The following is a 21,183-nucleotide window of genomic DNA, read 5'->3' on the forward strand; positions in this document are numbered from 1 at the left end:
TCCGGCTTATAGTGCACGTCGCGCGCCAATCCAGCCAAACCGCAGGATCACAGCTTGTCCAAAGTCACGCCGCCAACGCCTTTACGCGCCGCTCATATAGCGCCGGGAGCGCCCCTGCACGGCACCCTTAAAGGCGCATTGGCGACGCTCGTCCTCATGCTGCTCGCGTTATTGTTCTGGCAACTGCTGGACCAGTTGCAGCAAAACCAGAAAAACCAGCAGCAATACACCATCGACTACAGCGCCGACCTGGCTGAAGAGTTCAGCCTGAACATGGCCCTGAGCGCAAAAATTGCTCTCAACCTGCTACCGATCGTCGAACCGCCCCGCGACAGCGAACAGCAACAGGCCTTGATGCGCACCTTGCAGCGTTCCCTGCCGGAGCTGCGCAGTTTCGCCCTGCTGGCCCCCAGCGGCACGATGATCAGCGACAGCGCCAATGACAGCGAGGACAGCGCCTGGCTGGAAGAATTGGTGCAACGCAGTCACGGCCAGTCCTATTACCTGAGCAACAACAACGACGGCACCATCATCTACCTGCTGCTGCACCAGCCCAGCGGCGATTCAAGGATGTACTGGGCGCTGCGCCTGGCGCCCGGTTACCTGGTTAACCTCACCCGCCAGGACAGCCAAGGTGCGCGCCCGATGTGGGCCATCGAAAACCGCCTGAACCACCGCGTGGTCAGCCGTGACAATGGCTCGCCGGCGCAATGGTCCGGCGCCCTGACCCCGGATGACTTGAATAAAAGCGTACTGGTCACGCCGCTGAGCAAAAGCGACTGGCAGTTGCGTGGCATGTTCGACCGCGCCGCTGTGCTGGAACAACTGCTGCCGGCGTTTATCGGCAAATGCCTGCTGGGCCTGGCGTTCTCGTTGATCCCGGTGATCGTGCTGCTGAATATGCGTCGCCGTCAGCGCCAGGTGCATGAAGGCCGGCGGCGTTATCAGGATATTTTCGAAGGCACCGGCGTGGCCTTGTGCGTGCTTGACCTGTCAGGCCTGAATGCGTTTTTTGCCAGGACGCACGTGCAGACCCGCGAGCAATTGCACGCCTGGCTGCAACACAAGCCTGAAGAAAGCAGGCAGTTGCTCGCCGAGCTGCGCATCACCGAGATCAACCAGGTAGCGGTGCGCCTGCTGAACGTGGACTCGTGCGAGGAGGCTTGGGAACGGCTGATCGATGACTGCCCAAGCAACAGCACGTCCATTGGCCATCAGATACTCGAAGCCGTGCTGACCCAGCAGAACCAGCTTGAACTGGAAATCCAGCTCAACGATGTGGCTGGTAACGAGCAATACCTGTGGCTGGTGATGCGCCTGCCGGAGCAGAAGGACGATTTCAAGGCGGTGATCCTCAGTATCAGCGACATCACCAGCCGCAAGCTGATCGAGCTGTCGCTGGTGGAGCGTGAGAGTTTCTGGTCGGACGTGGTGCGCACGGTGCCTGATCATCTGTATGTGCAGGACGTGATCAGCCAGCGCATGATCTTCAGCAACCATCACCTGGGCCACACCCTCGGCTACACAAAGGCCGAACTGCAGCAAATGGGCGAGTACTTCTGGGAAATCCTGCTGCACCCCGACGACGCCGAGCATTACCACGACTTGCGCCTGCAGCAACGCCAGGCCGGCTACGCAACGCAGTTGCATTGCCAATTGCGTTTCCGCCATCGCAACAACCAATGGCGGCGCTTTGACATTCGTGAGCAGGCCCTGGCCCGCGATAAAACCAGCCAGGTCACCCGTATCATCGGCGTGGCCAAGGACATTACCGACCAGATCGAAGCCAGCGAATCCCTGCGCGACAGCGAAAAACGCTACCGCATGCTGGCCGAAAGCATCAGTGACGTGATCTGCTCCACAGACAGCAAACTGGCCCTCAACTACATCAGCCCATCGGTCAGCGCGGTGCTCGGGTACGACGTGGACTGGGTGTTCAAGAACGGCTGGCAGTCGATCATCGCCAATCCGGCGCAATTGGCCGGTATCTACAGCCTGGTGGAACAGGTCAGCCGCGCACTGGGTGACGTCGAGGTGCTGAACAAGCTGCGCGATGAAGTGCAGACCCAGCTGTTCCTGTTTGACTGCCTGCGCGCCGACGGCCGTAAGGTGCCGATCGAGCTGCGCCTGGTCCTGGTGTGGGACGAGCATGGCGCCTTCGAAGGCATTCTCGGCGTCGGCCGCGATATCAGCCAACAACGCCGCGCCGAGAAAGACCTGCGCATGGCGGCCACGGTATTCGAGCACTCCACCTCGGCGATCCTGATCACCGACCCGGCGGGCTATATCGTGCAGGCTAACGAGGCGTTCAGCCGGGTCAGCGGGTATGCCGTCGCGGATGTACTCGACCAGTTGCCGAACATGCTCACCGTCGATGAACAGCAGGAAGCCCACCTGCGCTACGTGCTCAAGCAACTGCACCAGCACAGCACGTGGGAAGGCGAAGTGTGGCTCAAGCGCCGCAACGGCGAACATTACCCGGCGTGGGTCGGCATTACCGCCGTGTTCGACGACGAAGGCGACCTGGCCAGCTACGTGTGCTTCTTCAGTGATATCAGCGAGCGCAAGGCCAGCGAACAGCGCATCCACCGCCTGGCCTATTACGATGCCCTGACCCACCTGCCCAACCGCACGCTGTTCCAGGACCGCCTGCACACTGCGTTGCAGTCGGCGGAGCGGCAGAAGTCGTGGGTGGTGCTGATGTTCCTCGATCTGGACCGCTTCAAGCCGATCAACGACTCCCTCGGCCACGCCGCTGGCGACCGCATGCTCAAGGAAATGGCCACCCGCCTGCTCGGCTGCGTGGCCGAAGACGACACCGTGGCGCGCATGGGCGGTGATGAGTTCACCTTGCTCCTGCAACCACGGGTCAGCCGTGAGATGGCGCTGAACCGTGCGATTCACGTGGCCGAGCAGATCCTTGCCAGCCTGGTGAAACCCTTTGTACTGGAGGGTCGCGAGTTTTTTGTGACCGCCAGTATCGGCATCGCCCTCAGCCCGCAGGACGGTAACGAGCTGAGCCAACTGATGAAAAACGCCGACACGGCGATGTATCACGCCAAGGAACGTGGCAAGAACAACTTCCAGTTCTACCAGGCCGACATGAACGCCAGCGCCCTGGAACGCCTGGAGCTGGAAAGCGACCTGCGCCACGCCCTGGAACAGAACGAATTCGTGCTGTATTACCAGCCGCAGTTCAGCGGCGATGGCAAACGCCTGACCGGCGCCGAAGCCCTGCTGCGCTGGCGCCATCCGCGTCGCGGGCTGGTGCCGCCAGGGGACTTCATTCCGGTGCTGGAAGAGTTGGGCCTGGTGGTGGATGTGGGTGATTGGGTGATCAGCGAAGCCTGTCGCCAGCTCAAGACCTGGCACCAGAACAAGGTGCGCGTGCCAAAAGTCTCGGTGAACATCTCGGCGCGGCAGTTCTCCGACGGCCAACTGGGCACCCGCATTGCCACGATCCTCAAGGACACCGGCCTGCCGCCGGCGTGCCTGGAGCTGGAGCTGACCGAAAGCATCCTGATGCGCGAAGTCAACGAAGCCCTGCACATCCTCGACAGCCTGAAAAACCTGGGCCTGAGTATCGCGGTGGACGATTTCGGCACGGGCTATTCCTCGCTCAACTACCTCAAGCAATTCCCTATCGATGTGTTGAAGATCGACCGCACCTTTGTCGACGGCCTGCCGTCCGGAGAGCAGGACGCGCAGATCGCCCGGGCGATTATTGCCATGGCCCACAGCCTCAACCTGGCGGTAATCGCCGAGGGCGTGGAAACCCATGAGCAACTGGACTTCCTGCGCGAGCATGGCTGCGATGAGGTGCAGGGTTATCTGTTCGGACGGCCGATGCCGGCGAATCGGTTTGAGGTGCAGTTCAGTAATGATGCGCTGTTCATGTTTGATTGAGATCAGGTGGTGAGGCTACTGGCCCCATCGGGGGCAAGCCCCCTCCCACATTTTGATCTGTGAACACATTCAAGTGTGGGGGGGCTTGCCCCGATGAGGCCTCCAAAGCCACCACTCATGCCCAAGTGAATCCCGCTTGTCCGCGACATGATGTCCTTTCATATGCCATCTAAAACCCATTGGGTTAGAATGCCCTCCTTTTCTGCCCCCGATCCTTGAGGACCGCCATGTTCAGCCGTGATTTGACCATTGCCAAGTACGACGCCGATCTCTTCGCCGCCATGGAGCAAGAAGCCGTGCGCCAGGAAGAGCACATTGAGCTGATCGCTTCGGAAAACTACACCAGCCCTGCGGTCATGGAGGCTCAAGGTTCGGTTCTGACCAACAAGTACGCCGAAGGCTACCCAGGCAAGCGTTACTACGGCGGTTGCGAGTACGTCGACGTGGTTGAGCAGTTGGCCATCGACCGTGCAAAAGAGCTGTTCGGCGCCGATTACGCCAACGTCCAGCCGCACGCCGGTTCCCAAGCCAACAGCGCCGTGTACCTGGCCCTGCTGCAAGGCGGCGACACCATCCTGGGCATGAGCCTGGCCCACGGCGGTCACCTGACCCACGGCGCCAGCGTTTCCTCCTCCGGCAAGCTGTACAACGCCGTTCAATACGGTATCGATGCCAACGGCCTGATCGACTACGACGAAGTCGAGCGCCTGGCGGTTGAACACAAGCCAAAAATGATCGTGGCCGGTTTCTCTGCCTACTCGCAGATCCTGGACTTCCCACGTTTCCGCGCCATCGCCGACAAAGTGGGCGCTTACCTGTTCGTGGACATGGCTCACGTGGCTGGCCTGGTCGCCGCTGGCGTCTACCCGAACCCGGTTCCCTTCGCTGACGTGGTCACCACCACCACCCACAAGACCCTGCGCGGTCCACGTGGCGGCCTGATCCTGGCTCGCGCCAACGCCGAGATCGAGAAGAAGCTGAACTCCGCCGTTTTCCCAGGCGCCCAGGGCGGCCCGCTGGAGCACGTGATCGCCGCCAAAGCGATCTGCTTCAAGGAAGCGCTGCAGCCTGAGTTCAAGACCTACCAGCAACAAGTGGTCAAGAACGCCCAGACCATGGCCAGCGTGTTCATCGAGCGCGGCTTTGATGTAGTGTCCGGCGGTACTGAAAACCACCTGTTCCTGCTGTCGCTGATCAAGCAGGACATTTCCGGTAAAGATGCTGACGCTGCCTTGGGCAAAGCCTTCATTACCGTGAACAAAAACTCCGTACCGAACGACCCACGTTCGCCGTTCGTCACCTCGGGCCTGCGCTTCGGCACCCCGGCTGTGACCACTCGTGGCTTTAAAGAAGCAGAGTGCAAGGAACTGGCTGGCTGGATCTGCGACATCCTGGCCGACCTGAACAACGAAGCCGTGATCGACGCGGTCCGTGAGAAGGTCAAGGCCATCTGCAAGAAGCTGCCGGTATACGGCGCTTGATTGCAGTTGCTTGAATAAGAAGCCCGGCTCTTGAGCCGGGCTTTTTTATGCCTGATCTCATTTCAGGTCACAGATGGTAGATCCGAGCAAAACCTTCGCGGATCTTGTCCTCCGGCAGGTCATCGGCAATAAACACAATCACACTTTCCCGCGCCTCGCCTTCGGCCCACTCGGTGTCCCAATCGAAGCCGTAGAGCTTCAGCACGCCCTGAAACACCATGCGCCGGTCTTCCCCGGCGATGTTCAGCACGCCCTTGTAGCGCAGCAGTTGCTTGCCATGGTCTTCCAACAGCTCATTCATAAACTCGCTGAGGCGGTCGATGTCCAGTGGCTGGTCGGTGCGCAGCACCAGGCTGGAGATGCGGTCGATGGACGGCGCCTTGCTCACTGGGCGCAGGCTCATGCCTGCGTTGAGGTTGAAACCGCGCACGTCGAGCAATTGCGCCAGGTCGATCTTGCCGTGTTCCACCACGCGAATCGGCGCTCGGCGGTTGATGCGGGTGAGGCGTTCGCTGAGGGCATCAAAGGTGGCGTCGTCCACCAGATCACGTTTGCTCACCAGCAGGCGGTCGGCAAAACCGATCTGGGCCTGGGCGATGGTCTGGGTCAGGTGATGCTCGGCGTGGGCCGCGTCCACCAAGGTGATGATGCCGTCGAGGATGTAGCGCTCGCGCAGTTCTTCATCAATGAAGAAGGTCTGGGCCACCGGCGCCGGATCAGCCAGGCCGGTGCACTCGATCACCAGGCGGTCGAAGGCGATCTCGCCGCTGTCCAGGCGTTCCAGCAGCAGGTAGAGGGCTTTGGTCAGGTCGGTGTGGATGGTGCAGCACACACAGCCGTTGGACAGGGTCATGACTTGCACCGGCTCTTCGCCCAAAAGCTGGGTGTCGATACCGGCGTCACTGAATTCGTTTTCGATCACGGCGATTTTCAGGCCGTGTTCGGCTTTGAGCAGATGGCGCAGCAAGGTGGTCTTGCCGGCGCCGAGGAAGCCGCTGAGGACGGTCACTGGAATGGGAGAGGACAAAAGAAATTCTCCTTGAAGAAACACTGAAACAAATGTGGGAGGGGGCTTGCCCCCGATAGCAGAGTGTCAGGCACTGATGTGTCACTGATACACCGCTATCGGGAGCAAGCCCCCTCCCACAGGGGAGTTACATTAAATCAACAGCACTTGGGCCCACCCTTGCCACCGTAACGTGCTTCCTGGCGTTCTCGGAAGAACGCCTTGTAGTCCATCATCGGTTTGTCCGGGTGCTTGGTTTGCATATGCTCGACGTAAGTGTCGTAGTCGGGCATGCCGACCATCAGGCGCGCGGCCTGACCGAGGTATTTACCGAGGCGACTGATGTCATTGAACATGGTTGCAATCCTCGATCATGCGTCCGGTACAGCCTGGAACGGGGCTTCTTTATCCGTACGTTCTTTGTTGCCCCAGGCGGCGACACCGACCTTGAGCGCGTAGAACAGGATGCTGAACACCACGAACAGGAACAACACCGTCAGCGTTGCGTTGGTGTAGGCGTTGTAGATCACGTGTTGCATCTGGTCGATGCTCTTGGCCGGGGCCAGGATCTGGCCGTTGGCCAGGGCATCACTGTATTTCTTGGCCAGCGCCAGGAAGCCAATCGCCGGGTTGGCGTCGAAGAGCTTGATGAAGCCCGCCGTGGTGGTGCAGATCAGCAGCCAGACAGCCGGCAGCATGGTCACCCAGATGTAGCGTTGGCGTTTCATTTTGATCAGCACGACTGTCGCCAGCATCAGCGCGATACCCGCCAGCATCTGGTTGGAGATACCGAACAGCGGCCACAAGGTGTTGATACCGCCCAGTGGGTCGATCACGCCCTGGTACAACAGGTAACCCCACATCGCCACGCAACCGGCGGTCGCGATCAGGTTGGCGGTCCAGGACTCGGTGCGTTTGAGCGCCGGTACGAAGGAGCCGAGCAAATCCTGGAGCATGAAGCGACCGGCACGGGTACCGGCGTCTACCGCTGTCAGGATGAACAGCGCTTCGAACAGGATTGCAAAGTGGTACCAGAACGCCATGGTGTTTTCACCCGGCAACACACTGTGCAGGATCTGCGCGATACCCACCGCGAGCGTCGGTGCACCGCCGGCACGCGCCAGGATGGTGGTTTCACCGATGTCATGGGCCACGGCCGACAGCGCTTCAGGGGTAATTGCAAAACCCCAGCTGCTGACGGTTTGCGCGACGGTCACCACGTCAGTGCCGACGATCGCTGCCGGGCTGTTCATGGCGAAGTACACGCCAGGCTCAATCACCGAAGCCGCAACCATGGCCATGATCGCCACGAACGATTCCATCAACATGCCGCCGTAACCGATGTAACGGGCGTGGCTTTCATTGGCCAACAACTTGGGCGTGGTGCCCGAGGAGATCAGCGCGTGGAAACCCGAAACCGCGCCACAGGCGATGGTGATGAACAGGAACGGGAACAGACCGCCCTTCCACACCGGACCGGTGCCATCGATGAACTGGGTCAGCGCCGGCATTTTCAGGTCTGGCATGGTGACCAGGATGCCGATTGCCAGGGCAATGATGGTGCCGATTTTCAGGAACGTAGACAGGTAGTCGCGCGGCGCCAGGATCAGCCACACCGGCAGGACTGCGGCAACGAAGCCATAGCCGATCAGCATCCAGGTGATCTGGATCCCGGTGAAGGTGAAGGCCTTGGCCCAGACCGGATCAGCAGCAATCTGCCCGCCCAGCCAGATCGAGCCCAGCAGCAACGCCACGCCGATGATCGAGATTTCGCCGATGCGGCCCGGGCGGATGTAGCGCATGTAGATGCCCATGAACATCGCGATCGGGATGGTCGCCATTACGGTGAAGATGCCCCATGGGCTCTCGGCCAGGGCCTTGACCACGATCAGCGCCAGCACCGCAAGGATGATGATCATGATCAGGAAGCAGCCAAACAGCGCGATGGTCCCCGGAATACGGCCCATCTCTTCGCGAACCATGTCCCCCAGGGAACGGCCGTTGCGACGGGTCGACAGGAACAGCACCATGAAGTCCTGCACCGCACCGGCCAGCACCACGCCGGCAATCAGCCAGAGCGTGCCGGGCAGGTAGCCCATTTGCGCAGCCAATACTGGACCGACCAAAGGGCCCGCGCCGGCAATGGCCGCAAAGTGGTGACCGAAAAGGATGTGTTTGTTGGTCGGCACATAGTCCAGACCGTCGTTGTTGATCACTGCGGGGGTGGCCCGCCGTGGATCGAGTTGCATCACGTTATTAGCGATGAACAGGCTGTAGTAGCGATAAGCAACCAGGTAGATGGCCACAGCCGCGACCACAATCCACAAGGCGTTGATCGCCTCGCCGCGGCGCAAGGCCACTACGCCAAGGGCGCACGCTCCTACGATTGCCAGCACCAGCCAGGGTAAGTGGCGTAGCAGGCTATTATTATTTTTCATTTTTATATTCCAGCCAGGGTGGACAGAAAGGACAGCCATCCGGAGTTTAGCGCTGTTGGCCTTAAAGGCCACCCCCCTACGTTGGTCTAGAGCCTTGCAGCGACGAAAAAAGCAGAAAAAACCGCCCGATGATGGCGCAGGGCTACAATCCTTTTATCCACAGAGGGTTTCACCATGACCGAGCAAGCGTCTGACCGCCGCCGTTTTCGCCGGATTGCTTTTGATGCCAAGACCGAACTTCGGCAAAACGGCACCGAATGGCCAGTGCAATTGGTGGATTTATCGCTCAAGGGGCTGCTGGTGCAGCGCCCCGAAGACTGGAAAGGGAACAAGGCGCTGCCGTTCGACGTCGACATACGGCTGGACCCAAAAGCCCATATAAAGATGCACGTACGCCTGACCCATGAAGATCATGATCAGTTGGGATTTGAGTGCAAGGACATCGACCTGGATTCGATCAGCCACTTGCGGCGGCTGATCGAATTGAATGTGGGTGACGAGGAAGAACTCCACCGGGAGTTGGCGGCGCTGCTGGAAACCTGAAAGCACCACACATCAAATGTGGGGCGGTGCTGGTTATTCGAACAACGCATCCAACGCCTGTTCCAAACGCGTGACTCCAATAATCGTGATCCCCGGCGGCGATTCCTTCGGCGCATTGCCCTTGGGCACGATGGCGCGCTTGAAGCCATGCTTGGCCGCTTCCTTCAAGCGCTCCTGGCCGCTCGGCACCGGGCGCACTTCACCAGACAGGCCGACTTCACCAAACACCAACAGGTCGTGAGGCAATGGCCGGTTGCGCAGGCTGGACATCACCGCCGCCATCAACGCCAGGTCGGATGCAGTCTCCAGCACCTTGACCCCGCCCACTACGTTGAGGAACACGTCCTGGTCGTGGGTCGGAATGCCACCATGGCGGTGCAATACCGCCAGCAACATCGCCAGGCGGTTCTGATCCAGTCCCAGCGTGACCCGACGCGGGTTGGCCAGATGGCTGTCATCCACCAACGCCTGGACTTCCACCAGCATTGGCCGAGTGCCTTCCCACGTTGCCATCACCACGCTGCCAGGAACTTCTTCCTGGGCGCGCGTCAGAAAAATCGCCGATGGGTTGGAGACTTCTTTCAATCCCCGGTCCGTCATGGCGAACACACCCAGTTCATTCACCGCGCCAAACCGGTTTTTCACCGCTCGCAGCAAGCGCAGGCGGCCATCGGATTCGCCCTCGAAATACAGCACGGTGTCGACCATATGCTCCAACACACGCGGCCCCGCCAGTGCCCCCTCTTTGGTCACGTGGCCGACCAGGAAAATCGCCGTGCCGCTCTGCTTGGCATACCGCACCAGCAGCGCCGCGCTCTCGCGCACCTGGGACACGCCGCCCGGCGCCGATTGCAGTTGCTCGGTGAAAATCGTCTGGATCGAGTCGATCACCATCACCTTGGGCTTTTCGATACGGGCCGTGGCGATAATGCTTTCGATGCAAGTCTCGGTCATGACCCGCAACTGATCCTGGGGCAAGCCAAGGCGCCGGGCGCGCATGGCCACTTGTTGCTGGGATTCTTCGCCGGTGACGTACAGCGCCGGCATGCGGCTGGCGATGCTGCACAGGGTTTGCAGCAGGATGGTGGATTTGCCGATGCCGGGGTCGCCGCCGATCAGCACCACCGAGCCGTCCACCAGGCCGCCGCCGAGCACCCGGTCCAGCTCGCCCGAGGCAGTAGAGAAACGCGGGATTTCTTCGACACTGACTTCGGCCAGGGTCTTGATCTGTGCCTGCTGCCCGGTCCAGCCCGCACGACCAGTGGGCGCAGCAGCACCGCCGCTCTCGATCATGGTTTCAGTCAGGGTGTTCCACGCACCGCATTCGCCGCACTGGCCGGCCCACTTGGGAAAGGTCGCGCCGCACTCGGTGCAGCCGTACATGCGCTTGGCCTTTGCCATTTGAGAACCTCCAACCGAAAAACCGCGATGATAGCTCAGCGCGGCGCCGGGGTCCGGATTTCACCGCTGGCCAATCGCGACGCACTGTTGCCGATCGGGTCTTCGGCGTTGAGGTCCGCGCCTTTGGCTTTCAACTCATCCAGCAACTCGACGCGCTTGAACAGGCCGGCATACATGGCGGCCGTCTGCCCGGCGCCGTTGCGTTGGTCGGGGTTGCAGTCGGTGGCCAGCAGGCGCTGGGCGATTTTCAGCTCGCCCTTGAAGATCGCGCCCATCAGCGCGGTGTTGCCACGTTTGTCCTGCACACAGGCGTCGGCACCCGCATCGAGCAAGCGCGCCACAAACGGGCCCTGGCCGTGGTAGGCGGCGAGAATCAGCGCGGTGTAGCCCTTGTCGTCCTGGGTGTTGAGGCTGTAGCCGGAGTCGATAAAGGTGTTGAGCATATCGAGGTCGCCACGGCGGGCGGCGTCGAAGTAATAATCCTGCAACTGGGCCTTGAGGGCTGCCGGCTCGGGGGATTCGGCATGGGCAACAAAGGCCAGCATGGCCATCAGTAAACCGATAGAAATACGCATGGGATTCTCCTGCCAAGGGTCGACGCCCCAACCAGCGCGTCGACCGTTACCAACGTCAGTCAGTCAGTTTTTCAGCCAGCGCCTTCACGCGGGTCAGGTCACCCTTGGCAACCTTGGCCACGCCCGTGCCGTACGCCGGGTCCGCTTTGTAGAGGAACGACAGGATGATGTGCTTGCTCTCGTCATCGGTAGTGGCCAGGGAGCCGCCGAAGTTGTCGATCAAGTCCTGCTGCTCTTTCTTGGTGTAGGAGCGATACAGATCACCGGCCTGCTTGAAGTTCTGCTCACGCTGGATCTTCGCCTGCTGGGTGCTGCCCACCAGCGCCGACTGGCTATAGCGCGCGGTTTGCGGCTCTTCCCGTGGCATCAGGCGGCTTGGCTGGTAGTTCACGCCGCTGGTGCTCTTGCCGAAGTTCATCGCGCCATCCTGGTTACCGTTGTTGACGGTGACCCGTGGGGCATTGATCGGCAGTTGCAACGCATTGGCGCCCAGGCGGTACATCTGGGTATCGGCGTAGGAGAACACCCGGCCTTGCAGCAGGCGGTCTTCCGACGGTTCGATGCCCGGCACCAGGTTGGCCGGGGCCATGGCCACTTGCTCGGTCTCCTGGAACACGTTCGCCGGATTGCGGTTCAGCACCATTTGCCCGACTTTGCGCTCGGCCACGTCCGGCCAGATTTTGGTGGCGTCCAATGGGTCGAAATCAAACTTGGCCAAGTCTTCGGGCTTGAGCACTTGCACATACAGGTCCCACTTGGGGAAGTCGCCCTTGTTGATATGGGTGACCAAGTCGTTAGTCATATGACTGTAATCACGCCCCTGCACTTCAGTGACTTGCTTGGGATCAAGGTTCTTGATGCCTTGCAGGCTCTTCCAGTGGAACTTGACGTAGTGCACTTCGCCCTTGGCGTTGATCAACTTGTAGGCATGTACGCCATTACCGTCCATTTCCCGGTAACTGGCTGGCGTGCCGGAGTCCGAGTACAACTCGGTCAGCGTGCGCGTGGCCTCTGGAACATGGGAGAAGAAGTCAAAGCGACGGGAGTCGTCATCCAGGTTGGTGCGCGGGTCCGGCTTGAACGCGTGCACCATGTCCGGGAACTTGATGGCGTCACGGATGAAGAACGTGGGGAAGTTATTGCCCACCAGGTCCCAGTTACCGTCAGCGGTGTAGAACTTGGTGGCGAAACCGCGGGGGTCACGCAGGGTTTCCGGGGAGTGGTTGCCGTGAACCACGGCCGAGAAGCGCACAAATACCGGGGTGGCTTCACCCGCGGCGAAGACTTTGGCCTTGGTCAGGTCGCTGAGGTTGTCGGTTACGGTGAAGGTACCGTGGGCGCCTGTGCCACGGGCATGCACCACGCGCTCGGGGATGCGTTCACGGTCGAAGCGCTGCAGCTTCTGGATCAGCTGTACATCTTGCAGCAGCACCGGGCCATTGGCGCCAGCGGTTTGCGAGTTCTGGTTGTCACCGACGGCAGCGCCGTTATCGCGGGTCAGGTTGGCGGCCTGCACCGACAGGGAAAGCAGGCTGGCAGTCGCCAGCACCAGCGCGTGTCGCGCCAGCACTGGCCTGCGGCTCATCGAAATTTTCATCAAGGTTTCCTCTGGTTTTTTTATGCACATTCAGTTGTGCTTGCCAGAGGCTAGTGACCCGGGAGTCAGAAGATAAATAGAAAAACCCCACCAGGGCGATTAAGAAATTAATGTGGTAAGCCGCTGAAACAGCGAGTATTTCGCGCGCGATTGATGGCACTTTGCAAACTATTTGCGTTTTAATGTGTCGATTAAAACAGACAGTGTTAGTAGTTGTGTCGCGCAAGCCCACTACGACTGACTTACACTCAGCTCCACCCTTCTAATCTGTAACAAGGAATAACCTATGGGCGTGATCAGTGAGTTCAAGGCCTTCGCGGTCAAAGGTAATGTGGTCGACATGGCCGTCGGTATTATCATCGGCGCCGCTTTCGGCAAAATTGTTTCCTCGTTTGTAGGCGATGTGGTGATGCCGCCCATTGGCCTGTTGATCGGTGGTGTGGATTTTGGCGACTTGGCGATCACCCTCAAGGCGGCTCAAGGCGATGTACCCGCCGTCGTCCTGGCCTACGGCAAGTTTATCCAGAGCGTAATCGACTTCGTGATCGTCGCATTTGCGATCTTCATGGGCGTAAAGGCCATCAACCGCCTCAAGCGCGAAGAGGCCGTAGCACCGAGCCTGCCGCCGACGCCAACCAAGGAAGAGCTGTTGCTGGGCGAGATCCGCGATCTGCTCAAGGCACAGAACGACAACAAGCAGCTCTAACCTGGCCCCGCTTGGAAAAAAGGCGCCTGCTTGAGGCGCCTTTTTTATTACCAGTAGTTTTCCACCGCCACCTGGCCTGGCCGGCGGCTCAGGCTCAGTTGCATGTCGCGCTGCTTGAGCAACTGGCGGGTGTTGTCGACCATCTGCGGGTTGCCGCAAATCAGCACGCGCGAATGCTCCGGGCTCAGCTCGACGCCGGCGGCGCGCTCCAGCTCACCGTTTTCAATCGAGGTGGTAATACGCCCACTCAATACGCCCGGATAATGCTCGCGGGTCACGATGGGAACGTAGGTCAGTTTGTGGGCGTACTCGGCGAGGTACTCGCGCTCACCCAGCTCCTTGATCAGCGACTGATAGGCCAGCTCCTTGGCCTCCCGCGCGCTGTACACCAGTACGATCCGCTCAAATTTCTCCCAGACTTCGAAGTCCTGCAGGATCGACAAAAACGGCGCGACCCCAGTCCCCGTCGCCAACATCCACAGGTCACGGCCATCGACGAACCGGTTCAGGGTCAAGAACCCCGTCGCCTGGCGCTCCACCATCAGGGTATCGCCCACACGCAGGCGGCTCAGCTCACTGGTGAACTCGCCGCCGGGGACGACAATCGAGAAGAAATCGAGGTGCTCGTCAAACGGCGAGGAGACCACCGAATAGGCGCGCCATACCGTGCTGCCATCCGCCTTGGTCACGCCCAGGCGCACGAACTGACCTGCCGTAAAACGGAACCCCGGATCACGGGTGGTGCGCAGCGTAAACAGGCTGGGGGTCAGCGATTGCACATCGAGCAAGGTCTGGCGGGTAAATTTCTCAGCGCTGGCCGTCATGGGGGGCTCCGTTCTACAGGTGCCCTAGTGTCCCTCAAACTCGCGCACGGAAACACCGGTGGTTTGTAGTGGCATCGCCCAGCGACCAAGTAATGGCAATTTAATGGCTATCTAATCAATTAGCTATTAAGCCCTTTGCCCTGGCTGCAAGCACACTCTAAGTTGATTTGGCACACGCGCTTTAACTCACTAAAAAATCGAAAAAAACCAACTAATCAGTTACCCGACTCATTCAAGGCCATGGATGAAAACTTCTTAAACGCCGTCATGCAAGAGCGAAAATTTCCTCTTGCGCTGTAGCTCTTGTCCTACACTTCCTTCCGTGCAGTTTTGGGAATCAGGACGTATCCCATGTCACACAGAATCCATGGAGAGTTACCAATGGTTAACTGGCGCAACACACGACTTGCCAAGCTGCAAGGCGAGAGCGAGGCCACCAGTCTTTTCGAAATGGCCGTCAATCACACCTACGCACTTGGCTTCCAATACTGTTCCTTTACGATGAGTTCACAGCTACCAAACAACCAAACGAAGCCCATTCAAATCAACAACTATCCAGATGAATGGAACAAGCTGTACAACCAGGCCCACTTCTTTGAAATTGATCCCGTGGTGACACATTGCAAACGCTGTGTATTACCGCTTGTCTGGGAGGAAAAAACCTTTAAAGACTCACCCAACTTGTGGTCTCTGGCCCAATCGTTTGGCGTGCATCGGGGCTGGACCCAAGCTGTGCATGATTTCCAGGGCGTGTTCAGCATGCTGACCCTGGGCCGCAGCACCGGTGAAGTCACTCCGGAAGAACTCTACGAAAAAGCCGGCCAGGTCCTGTGGCTGTGCCATGCGATGCATGCAGTCGTGGCGCAGACTTACGCGGACAGGCCCAGCCTCAACCCTGCTAGCAAATTGACTCCGCGCGAAACCGAAATCCTCAAGTGGTCTGCCATGGGCAAGACGGCCGCAGACATTGCCGCCATCCTGTGCCTGTCCGAACGTACGGTGGGCTTTCATATCTGCAGTTGCTTCAAAAAACTGGGGGTCAACAACAAGATCGCCGCCGTGCTCTGTGCCTCGAAAGCGGGGCTGTTTTAACCGACCGTGAAACACCCCATGTAATCCCCGTGGAAAAAACGTAACATTTACGGCCAATTCTGAGTGCTGAGCAGCCCCCAAGGGTGCCGCCCGTTGTTCACTCAGATGGTTGCGCAGATCACTGCCGAACCCCACCGATTACCCAGAGCCTCCCCCGCCATGCCCCTGCTCGACAGCCCCTTCGCCCAGCTCGATCTGATCCGCCAGCCAGAGCAACACAACGATCCGCTGCAAGCCTTTGATGCCGCCGACGAGTACCTGCTCAGCCATCTGGCCGAACAACAGCCGAGCGCCGCGACGCGTGTGCTGGTGCTCAATGACAGCTTCGGTGCCCTGGCCGCCAGCCTTGAAAGCCGGGTGCAGGTGACCTCCAGCGGCGACTCGTTTCTCGCCGCCCAAGGCCTGGAGAAAAACCTGGTGCGCAATGGCAAGGCGTTTGATGCAGTGACTTTTGTACCTGCCAACCAACTGCCGACCGGCCCTTTTGACCGAGTCCTGATCCGCGTGCCCAAGACCCTGGCACTGCTGGAAGAACAACTGATTCGCCTGCAAGGCCAACTCGCTCCGGGCGCCGAGGTCATCGCGGGGGCAATGGTCAAGCACCTGCCCCGTGCGGCCGGCGAGTTGCTGGAGCGTTACATCGGGCCGATGCAGGCCTCCCTCGCGGTCAAGAAGGCGCGACTGCTGATTGCCACTGCGCAAGAACGTCCTGCGGCGGTCTCGCCCTACCCCACCCGCTATCACCTTGAAACACCCGCTATCGAATTGCTCAACCACGCCAACGTGTTCTGCCGTGAAGGCCTGGACATCGGCACCCGCGCCTTCCTGCCGCACCTGCCTAAAGGCTTGGGCAGTGCACGCGTGGCGGACCTGGGCTGCGGCAACGGCGTACTGGCGATTGCCAGCGCGCTGCAAAACCCCGACGCGCAATACACCTTGGTCGACGAGTCGTACATGGCCGTGCAATCGGCCCTTGAGAACTGGCAAGCCGCCCTCGGCGAGCGCAAGGTGACCGTGCGTGCCGCCGATGGCCTGGCCGGCCAGGAGCCCGATTCCCTGGATGTGGTGCTGTGCAACCCACCGTTCCACCAACAGCAAGTGGTTGGTGACTTCCTGGCCTGGCGCATGTTCCAGCAAGCGCGGGAAGCGCTGGTGGTGGGCGGCGCGCTGTACATCGTCGGCAACCGTCACCTGGGTTATCACAGCAAATTGGCGCGGCTGTTCCGAGGCGTCGAGCAAGTGGCCGCCACCCCGAAATTCGTCATCCTCAAAGCGCGCAAATAAAAAAAGCCCCGCCCTTCCAGAAGAAGAACAGGGCTTGCCTCTCAAGTCAGCAGGCAGCGGGCCGCAAGGCCCGGATCGGGATGTCAGTGAGTGGTCAGGCCGGCCGCATTCATGAACATGCGCATCAGGCTGGCCACGATGAACAAGGCCAGCACACTGCCCGTCCAGATCATCGCCAGCCACCCCAGGCGCCGCCACAACGGCTGTTTCTCGGCCTGTTCGATCTCGTGCAACGTAGGTTTGCCGGACATGCAACGCCCTCCTAGTGGTAACCGTCTTCGTGGGTGACCTTGCCGCGGAACACGTAGTAGCTCCAGAAGGTGTAGCCCAGGATGAACGGGATGATGAACAACGTGCCCACCAGCATGAAGCCCTGGCTCTGCGGCGGTGCGGCGGCATCCCAGATCGACACGGATGGCGGGATGATATTTGGCCACAGGCTGATCCCGAGGCCGCTGTAGCCGAGGAAGATCAGCACCAGCGTCAGCAGGAACGGCGTGTAGTGCGCGTTACGCGCCACGGCGCGGATCAGCCCGTACATGGTCACCAGCACCAGGATCGGCACCGGCAGGAACCAGAACAGGTTTGGCAGGGTGAACCAGCGCGAAGCGATTTCCGGGTGCGACAGCGGCGTCCAGATACTGACGATGCCAATCACCGCCAACACCACAAACGCCAATGGACGCGCCAGGTTGTGCATCTTCTCCTGCAAGGTGCCTTCGGTCTTCATGATCAGCCAGGTGCAGCCCAACAGTGCGTAAGCAACGATCAACGCCACGCCGCAGAACATCGTGAAGGGCGTGAGCCAATCCAATGAGCCGCCGGCAAACTGGCGATTGACCACCGGAATCCCGTCGATAAACGCGCCCAGCGCCACGCCCTGGAAGAATGTCGCCGCCAGCGAGCCGCCGATGAATGCCTTGTCCCACAGGTGACGCTTGTGGTCCTTGGCCTTGAAGCGGAACTCGAAGGCCACGCCACGGAAGATCAGCCCGATCAGCATCAGGATCAACGGCAGGTACAGCGCCGACAACACCACCGAATAGGCCAGCGGAAACGCGCCGAACAACGCCGCGCCACCGAGTACCAGCCAGGTTTCGTTACCGTCCCAGACCGGGGCGACGGTGTTCATCATCACGTCACGGTCGACTTTGCCGGGGATAAACGGAAAGAGGATGCCGATGCCCAGGTCGAAACCGTCCATGACCACGTACATCATGATGCCGAAGATGATGATCACGGCCCAGATCAGCGGAAGATCAATACCCATCTCAATTCCCCTTGTGCTGGATGTGGGCGTGGTCGTCATCGCCACTGTCATCGGCGGCCGACAACGGACGTGCCGGTGTGCGTTTCTGGCCAGGACCGCCATGGGTCGGTTCGCTGCCTTCGTGGGTCTGAGGCCCTTTGCGCACCAGGCGCATCATGTAGCCCAACCCGGCGCCGAACAGCGCGAAGTACACCACCACGAACAACACCAGGGTAATCGTCATCTGCGCCAGGCTATGCCCGGATGAGGCATCCGCCGTGCGCATCAAGCCGTAGACCACCCACGGCTGGCGGCCGATTTCGGTGGTGAACCAACCGGCGAGAATCGCGATCAGGCCGGACGGCCCCATCCACAGCGCCAGGTACAGGAACGGCCTGGACGTGTACATCTTGTCGCCGCGACGCAGCCACAGGCTGAACAGACCGGTGAAGATCATCAGGAAGCCCAGGCCGACCATGACCCGGAATGACCAGAACACGATGGTCGAATTGGGGCGGTCCTCGGGCGGAAACTCCTTGAGGGCCGGCACTTGTTTGTCCAACGAGTGGGTCAGGATCAGGCTGCCCAGGTACGGGATTTCCACCGCGTATTTGGTTTTTTCGGCCTTCATGTCGGGCCAGCCAAACAGGATCAGCGGGGTTGGCTCATTGCCTTTGTTTTCCCAGTGGCCCTCAATCGCGGCAATTTTTGCCGGCTGGTGCTCCAGGGTATTGAGCCCGTGGAAGTCACCGATCACCGCCTGGATAGGCGCGACAATCAGGGCCATCCACATGGCCATCGAGAGCATCTTGCGGATCGCCGGGTTGTCCTTGCCGCGCAGCAAGTGCCAGGCCGCCGAAGAACCGACGAAGAACGCGGTCGCCACAAAGGCTGCAGTGGCCATATGCATCAGGCGGTAAGGGAACGAGGGGTTGAAGATCACCGCCAGCCAGTCGGTCGGAATCACGCGGCCGTCGATGATTTCAAAACCCTGGGGCGTCTGCATCCAGCTGTTGGACGCGAGGATCCAGAACGTCGAAATCAACGTACCGACGGCCACCATCACGGTGGAGAAGAAGTGCAGCTTGCGCCCCACCTTGTTCCAACCGAACAGCATCACGCCAAGGAAACCGGCTTCGAGGAAGAAGGCCGTAAGCACTTCGTATGTCAGAAGTGGCCCTGTGACAGCACCGGCGAAGTCCGAGAAGCGGCTCCAGTTGGTGCCGAACTGATAAGCCATCACCAGGCCCGAGACCACGCCCATGCCGAAGTTGACGGCAAAGATCTTCGACCAGAAATGGTAGAGGTCACGGTAGGTGTCGTTGTGGGTCTTGAGCCACAAGCCCTCCAGCACCGCAAGGTAACTGGCCAGGCCGATGGTGATCGCCGGGAACAGGATGTGGAATGAGATGGTGAACGCAAATTGAATTCGGGCGAGATCTAGCGCCTCCAAACCGAACATAAGTCTTCCTCTGTCAGGTAATACCGGCTGCTGGCGGGAGCCTGCACCCACTGCCCCCACGGATATGGAGTGTGGCGAATTTCAATTCGTTTCTTTTTTTAACCAGCCACGTAGGGATTCTGGCCTTGCGGCCGCCAGATCAATCCCCACGCAGGTTTTGATCTGGATCAAGCATTGCTCAAAGAGTAGTCCCATTTTCTGTGTCCAGTTATGTGGTCTTTTGCCGCGTGACAGCTTGCCTCAGCCCAGATCTTGCAACTATTTGTTACAGCTTGATGATAATCTCGACGCTCCCTCCCGCCTCGACCCGAATTCCCGATGCCTAGTGAACCCGTGTTGCTGTTGCGTCATCACCGCCCTTTCATCGCGTTCTGGCTGGCACGGATTTTCACCGCCAGCGGCTTCCAGATGCTCACCGTGGCCATCGGCTGGAACCTCTACCAACTGACCGGCAACGTGCTGGATCTGGGATTGGTCGGGCTGGTGGAGTTCGTGCCGCGCGTACTGTTCATGCTGCACACCGGGCACGTGGCCGATCGCTATGAGCGGCGCAAGGTCGCGGCGATCTGCCAGACCGTGCAGGCGCTGATTGCCTTGTCCCTCGCCATTGGCGGCCTGACCGGCAACGTGACCCGCGAGATGATTTTTATCCTCGCCTTCCTGCTCGGTGCGGCGCGTTCCTTTGAAATGCCGACCACCCAGGCGCTGCTGCCGAGCATCGTGCCCAGCGCGCTATTCCCCCGTGCGGTGGCGTCTTCACAGTCGGCCCAGCAACTGGCCACCATCGTCGCCCCGGCGCTCGGCGGTTTGCTCTATGCGTTCGGCAGTGTCTGGGTGTATGGGCCCACGGTGGTGCTGTACATCATCGCCTGCGTGCTGACCCTCAACCTGCCCGCCCGCCAGACCCCGCTGAACAAAGGCAAGGCCACCCTGGATTCGCTGCTGGCCGGCATCCGCTTTATCCGCAGCCGCCCGGACATCCTCGGCGCCATCTCCCTGGACCTGTTCGCCGTGCTGCTGGGCGGCGCCACGGCATTGTTGCCGGTGTTCGCCAAGGACATCCTGCTGACCGGCGCATGGGGCCTGGGCCTGTTGCGTTCGGCACCGGCGGTGGGCGCGTTGTTGATGTCGTTGTGGCTGGCGCGCTTTTCGGTGGACCGCAAGGTTGGCCGCGTGATGTTCACCGCCGTCGGCGTGTTCGGCGTCGCCACCATCGCGTTCGGCCTGTCCACCTCGTTCTGGTTTTCCCTGGCGGTGCTGGTGGTGCTGGGCGCGGCGGACATGATCAGCATGGTCATCCGCGCCTCCTTCGTGCAGTTGGAGACGCCGGATGAAATGCGCGGGCGGGTGAGTGCGGTCAATGGGTTGTTTATCGGCGCATCCAATCAATTGGGTGAGTTCGAGTCCGGCATCACGGCGCACTGGTTCGGCACCGTGCCCGCCGTTGTGATGGGCGGGATCGGTACGCTGGTGGTGACTGGGGTGTGGATCAAGCTGTTCCCGACGCTGGCCAATCGGGATCGGATGCATGTGCCGGTGGAAGAAAGCATCAAGCCCGCCACATGATCCGATGTGGCAATAAGGTCAATGTGGGAGGGGCAAGCCCCCTCCCACATGGG

The 21,183-nt window shown here is 60.2% G+C and carries 17 protein-coding genes; 7 read left to right on the forward strand and 10 right to left on the reverse strand.

Annotation, left to right across the window (positions count from 1 at the left end):
• Window positions 1-54 precede the first annotated feature (54 nt).
• Complete coding sequence (locus DNK50_RS27715) at window positions 55-3,906, forward strand: bifunctional diguanylate cyclase/phosphodiesterase (RefSeq protein ID WP_112196796.1); 3,852 nt, start codon at window positions 55-57, stop codon at window positions 3,904-3,906.
• 227 nt (window positions 3,907-4,133) lie between these two features.
• A complete protein-coding gene (gene glyA, locus DNK50_RS27720) occupies window positions 4,134-5,387 on the forward strand; it encodes a serine hydroxymethyltransferase (RefSeq protein WP_053137906.1) in 1,254 nt (417 codons plus the stop codon).
• A 67-nt stretch (window positions 5,388-5,454) separates the two neighbouring features.
• Here glyA and yjiA read toward each other — a convergent pair whose 3' ends face one another.
• The 3 genes from yjiA to DNK50_RS27735 form a co-directional block, all read right to left on the reverse strand.
• On the reverse strand, window positions 5,455-6,414 hold the full coding sequence (yjiA, locus tag DNK50_RS27725; protein WP_112196797.1) for a GTPase: 960 nt from the start codon (window positions 6,412-6,414) through the stop codon (window positions 5,455-5,457).
• 137 nt (window positions 6,415-6,551) lie between these two features.
• Window positions 6,552-6,749: a YbdD/YjiX family protein gene (locus DNK50_RS27730; protein WP_003176208.1), complete on the reverse strand. Its 198-nt coding sequence runs from the start codon at window positions 6,747-6,749 to the stop codon at window positions 6,552-6,554.
• A 15-nt stretch (window positions 6,750-6,764) separates the two neighbouring features.
• Window positions 6,765-8,831, reverse strand: a complete 2,067-nt coding sequence (locus DNK50_RS27735; protein ID WP_112196798.1) for a carbon starvation CstA family protein — start codon at window positions 8,829-8,831, stop codon at window positions 6,765-6,767.
• 174 nt (window positions 8,832-9,005) lie between these two features.
• On the opposite strand from DNK50_RS27735, the gene DNK50_RS27740 reads away from it, so the two are divergent.
• Window positions 9,006-9,374, forward strand: coding sequence for a PilZ domain-containing protein (locus DNK50_RS27740; RefSeq protein ID WP_112196799.1), 369 nt, complete (start codon window positions 9,006-9,008; stop codon window positions 9,372-9,374).
• Window positions 9,375-9,407: 33 nt separating this feature from the next.
• Here DNK50_RS27740 and radA read toward each other — a convergent pair whose 3' ends face one another.
• The 3 genes from radA to katB are packed head-to-tail and all read right to left on the reverse strand — an operon-like array spanning window position 9,408 to window position 12,947.
• Window positions 9,408-10,775 (reverse strand): DNA repair protein RadA, encoded by a 1,368-nt coding sequence (gene radA / locus DNK50_RS27745; RefSeq protein WP_099584746.1) that lies wholly within the window; start codon window positions 10,773-10,775, stop codon window positions 9,408-9,410.
• Window positions 10,776-10,810: 35 nt separating this feature from the next.
• The gene (locus DNK50_RS27750) at window positions 10,811-11,350 is read right to left on the reverse strand and encodes an ankyrin repeat domain-containing protein (RefSeq protein WP_112196800.1); all 540 of its coding nucleotides are present in this window, start codon (window positions 11,348-11,350) and stop codon (window positions 10,811-10,813) included.
• A gap of 55 nt (window positions 11,351-11,405) precedes the next feature.
• Window positions 11,406-12,947, reverse strand: coding sequence for a catalase KatB (katB, locus tag DNK50_RS27755; RefSeq protein WP_099584744.1), 1,542 nt, complete (start codon window positions 12,945-12,947; stop codon window positions 11,406-11,408).
• Window positions 12,948-13,233: 286 nt separating this feature from the next.
• Here katB and mscL point away from each other — a divergent pair, with 286 nt between their 5' ends.
• A complete protein-coding gene (gene mscL / locus DNK50_RS27760; protein WP_099584743.1) occupies window positions 13,234-13,653 on the forward strand; it encodes a large-conductance mechanosensitive channel protein MscL in 420 nt (139 codons plus the stop codon).
• 47 nt (window positions 13,654-13,700) lie between these two features.
• Here mscL and DNK50_RS27765 read toward each other — a convergent pair whose 3' ends face one another.
• Window positions 13,701-14,477 carry a ferredoxin--NADP reductase gene (locus DNK50_RS27765; protein WP_112196801.1) on the reverse strand — a complete coding sequence of 259 codons (777 nt, stop codon included), beginning with the start codon at window positions 14,475-14,477 and terminating at the stop codon, window positions 13,701-13,703.
• Between the two features lie 381 nt (window positions 14,478-14,858).
• Here DNK50_RS27765 and DNK50_RS27770 point away from each other — a divergent pair, with 381 nt between their 5' ends.
• Window positions 14,859-15,569, forward strand: coding sequence for a LuxR family transcriptional regulator (locus tag DNK50_RS27770; RefSeq protein ID WP_112196802.1), 711 nt, complete (start codon window positions 14,859-14,861; stop codon window positions 15,567-15,569).
• A gap of 159 nt (window positions 15,570-15,728) precedes the next feature.
• Window positions 15,729-16,853 carry a methyltransferase gene (locus DNK50_RS27775; RefSeq protein WP_112196803.1) on the forward strand — a complete coding sequence of 375 codons (1,125 nt, stop codon included), beginning with the start codon at window positions 15,729-15,731 and terminating at the stop codon, window positions 16,851-16,853.
• Between the two features lie 83 nt (window positions 16,854-16,936).
• Here DNK50_RS27775 and DNK50_RS27780 read toward each other — a convergent pair whose 3' ends face one another.
• From DNK50_RS27780 to DNK50_RS27790, 3 genes are read right to left on the reverse strand one after another with little or no spacing between them, the layout of a single operon-like run.
• Entirely contained in the window at window positions 16,937-17,104 is a 168-nt protein-coding gene (locus DNK50_RS27780; RefSeq protein WP_099584739.1) for a DUF2474 domain-containing protein, read from the reverse strand.
• Between the two features lie 11 nt (window positions 17,105-17,115).
• Window positions 17,116-18,123, reverse strand: coding sequence for a cytochrome d ubiquinol oxidase subunit II (gene cydB / locus DNK50_RS27785; RefSeq protein WP_099584738.1), 1,008 nt, complete (start codon window positions 18,121-18,123; stop codon window positions 17,116-17,118).
• Window position 18,124: 1 nt separating this feature from the next.
• On the reverse strand, window positions 18,125-19,564 hold the full coding sequence (locus DNK50_RS27790) for a cytochrome ubiquinol oxidase subunit I (RefSeq protein ID WP_099584737.1): 1,440 nt from the start codon (window positions 19,562-19,564) through the stop codon (window positions 18,125-18,127).
• Between the two features lie 318 nt (window positions 19,565-19,882).
• Between DNK50_RS27790 and DNK50_RS27795 the strand changes: the two genes are divergently transcribed.
• Complete coding sequence (locus tag DNK50_RS27795) at window positions 19,883-21,130, forward strand: MFS transporter (RefSeq protein WP_112196804.1); 1,248 nt, start codon at window positions 19,883-19,885, stop codon at window positions 21,128-21,130.
• Window positions 21,131-21,183 lie beyond the last annotated feature (53 nt).

The sequence above is a fragment of the Pseudomonas sp. LG1E9 genome (assembly GCF_003290225.1).
Lineage (GTDB): Bacteria > Pseudomonadota > Gammaproteobacteria > Pseudomonadales > Pseudomonadaceae > Aquipseudomonas > Aquipseudomonas cyclaminis.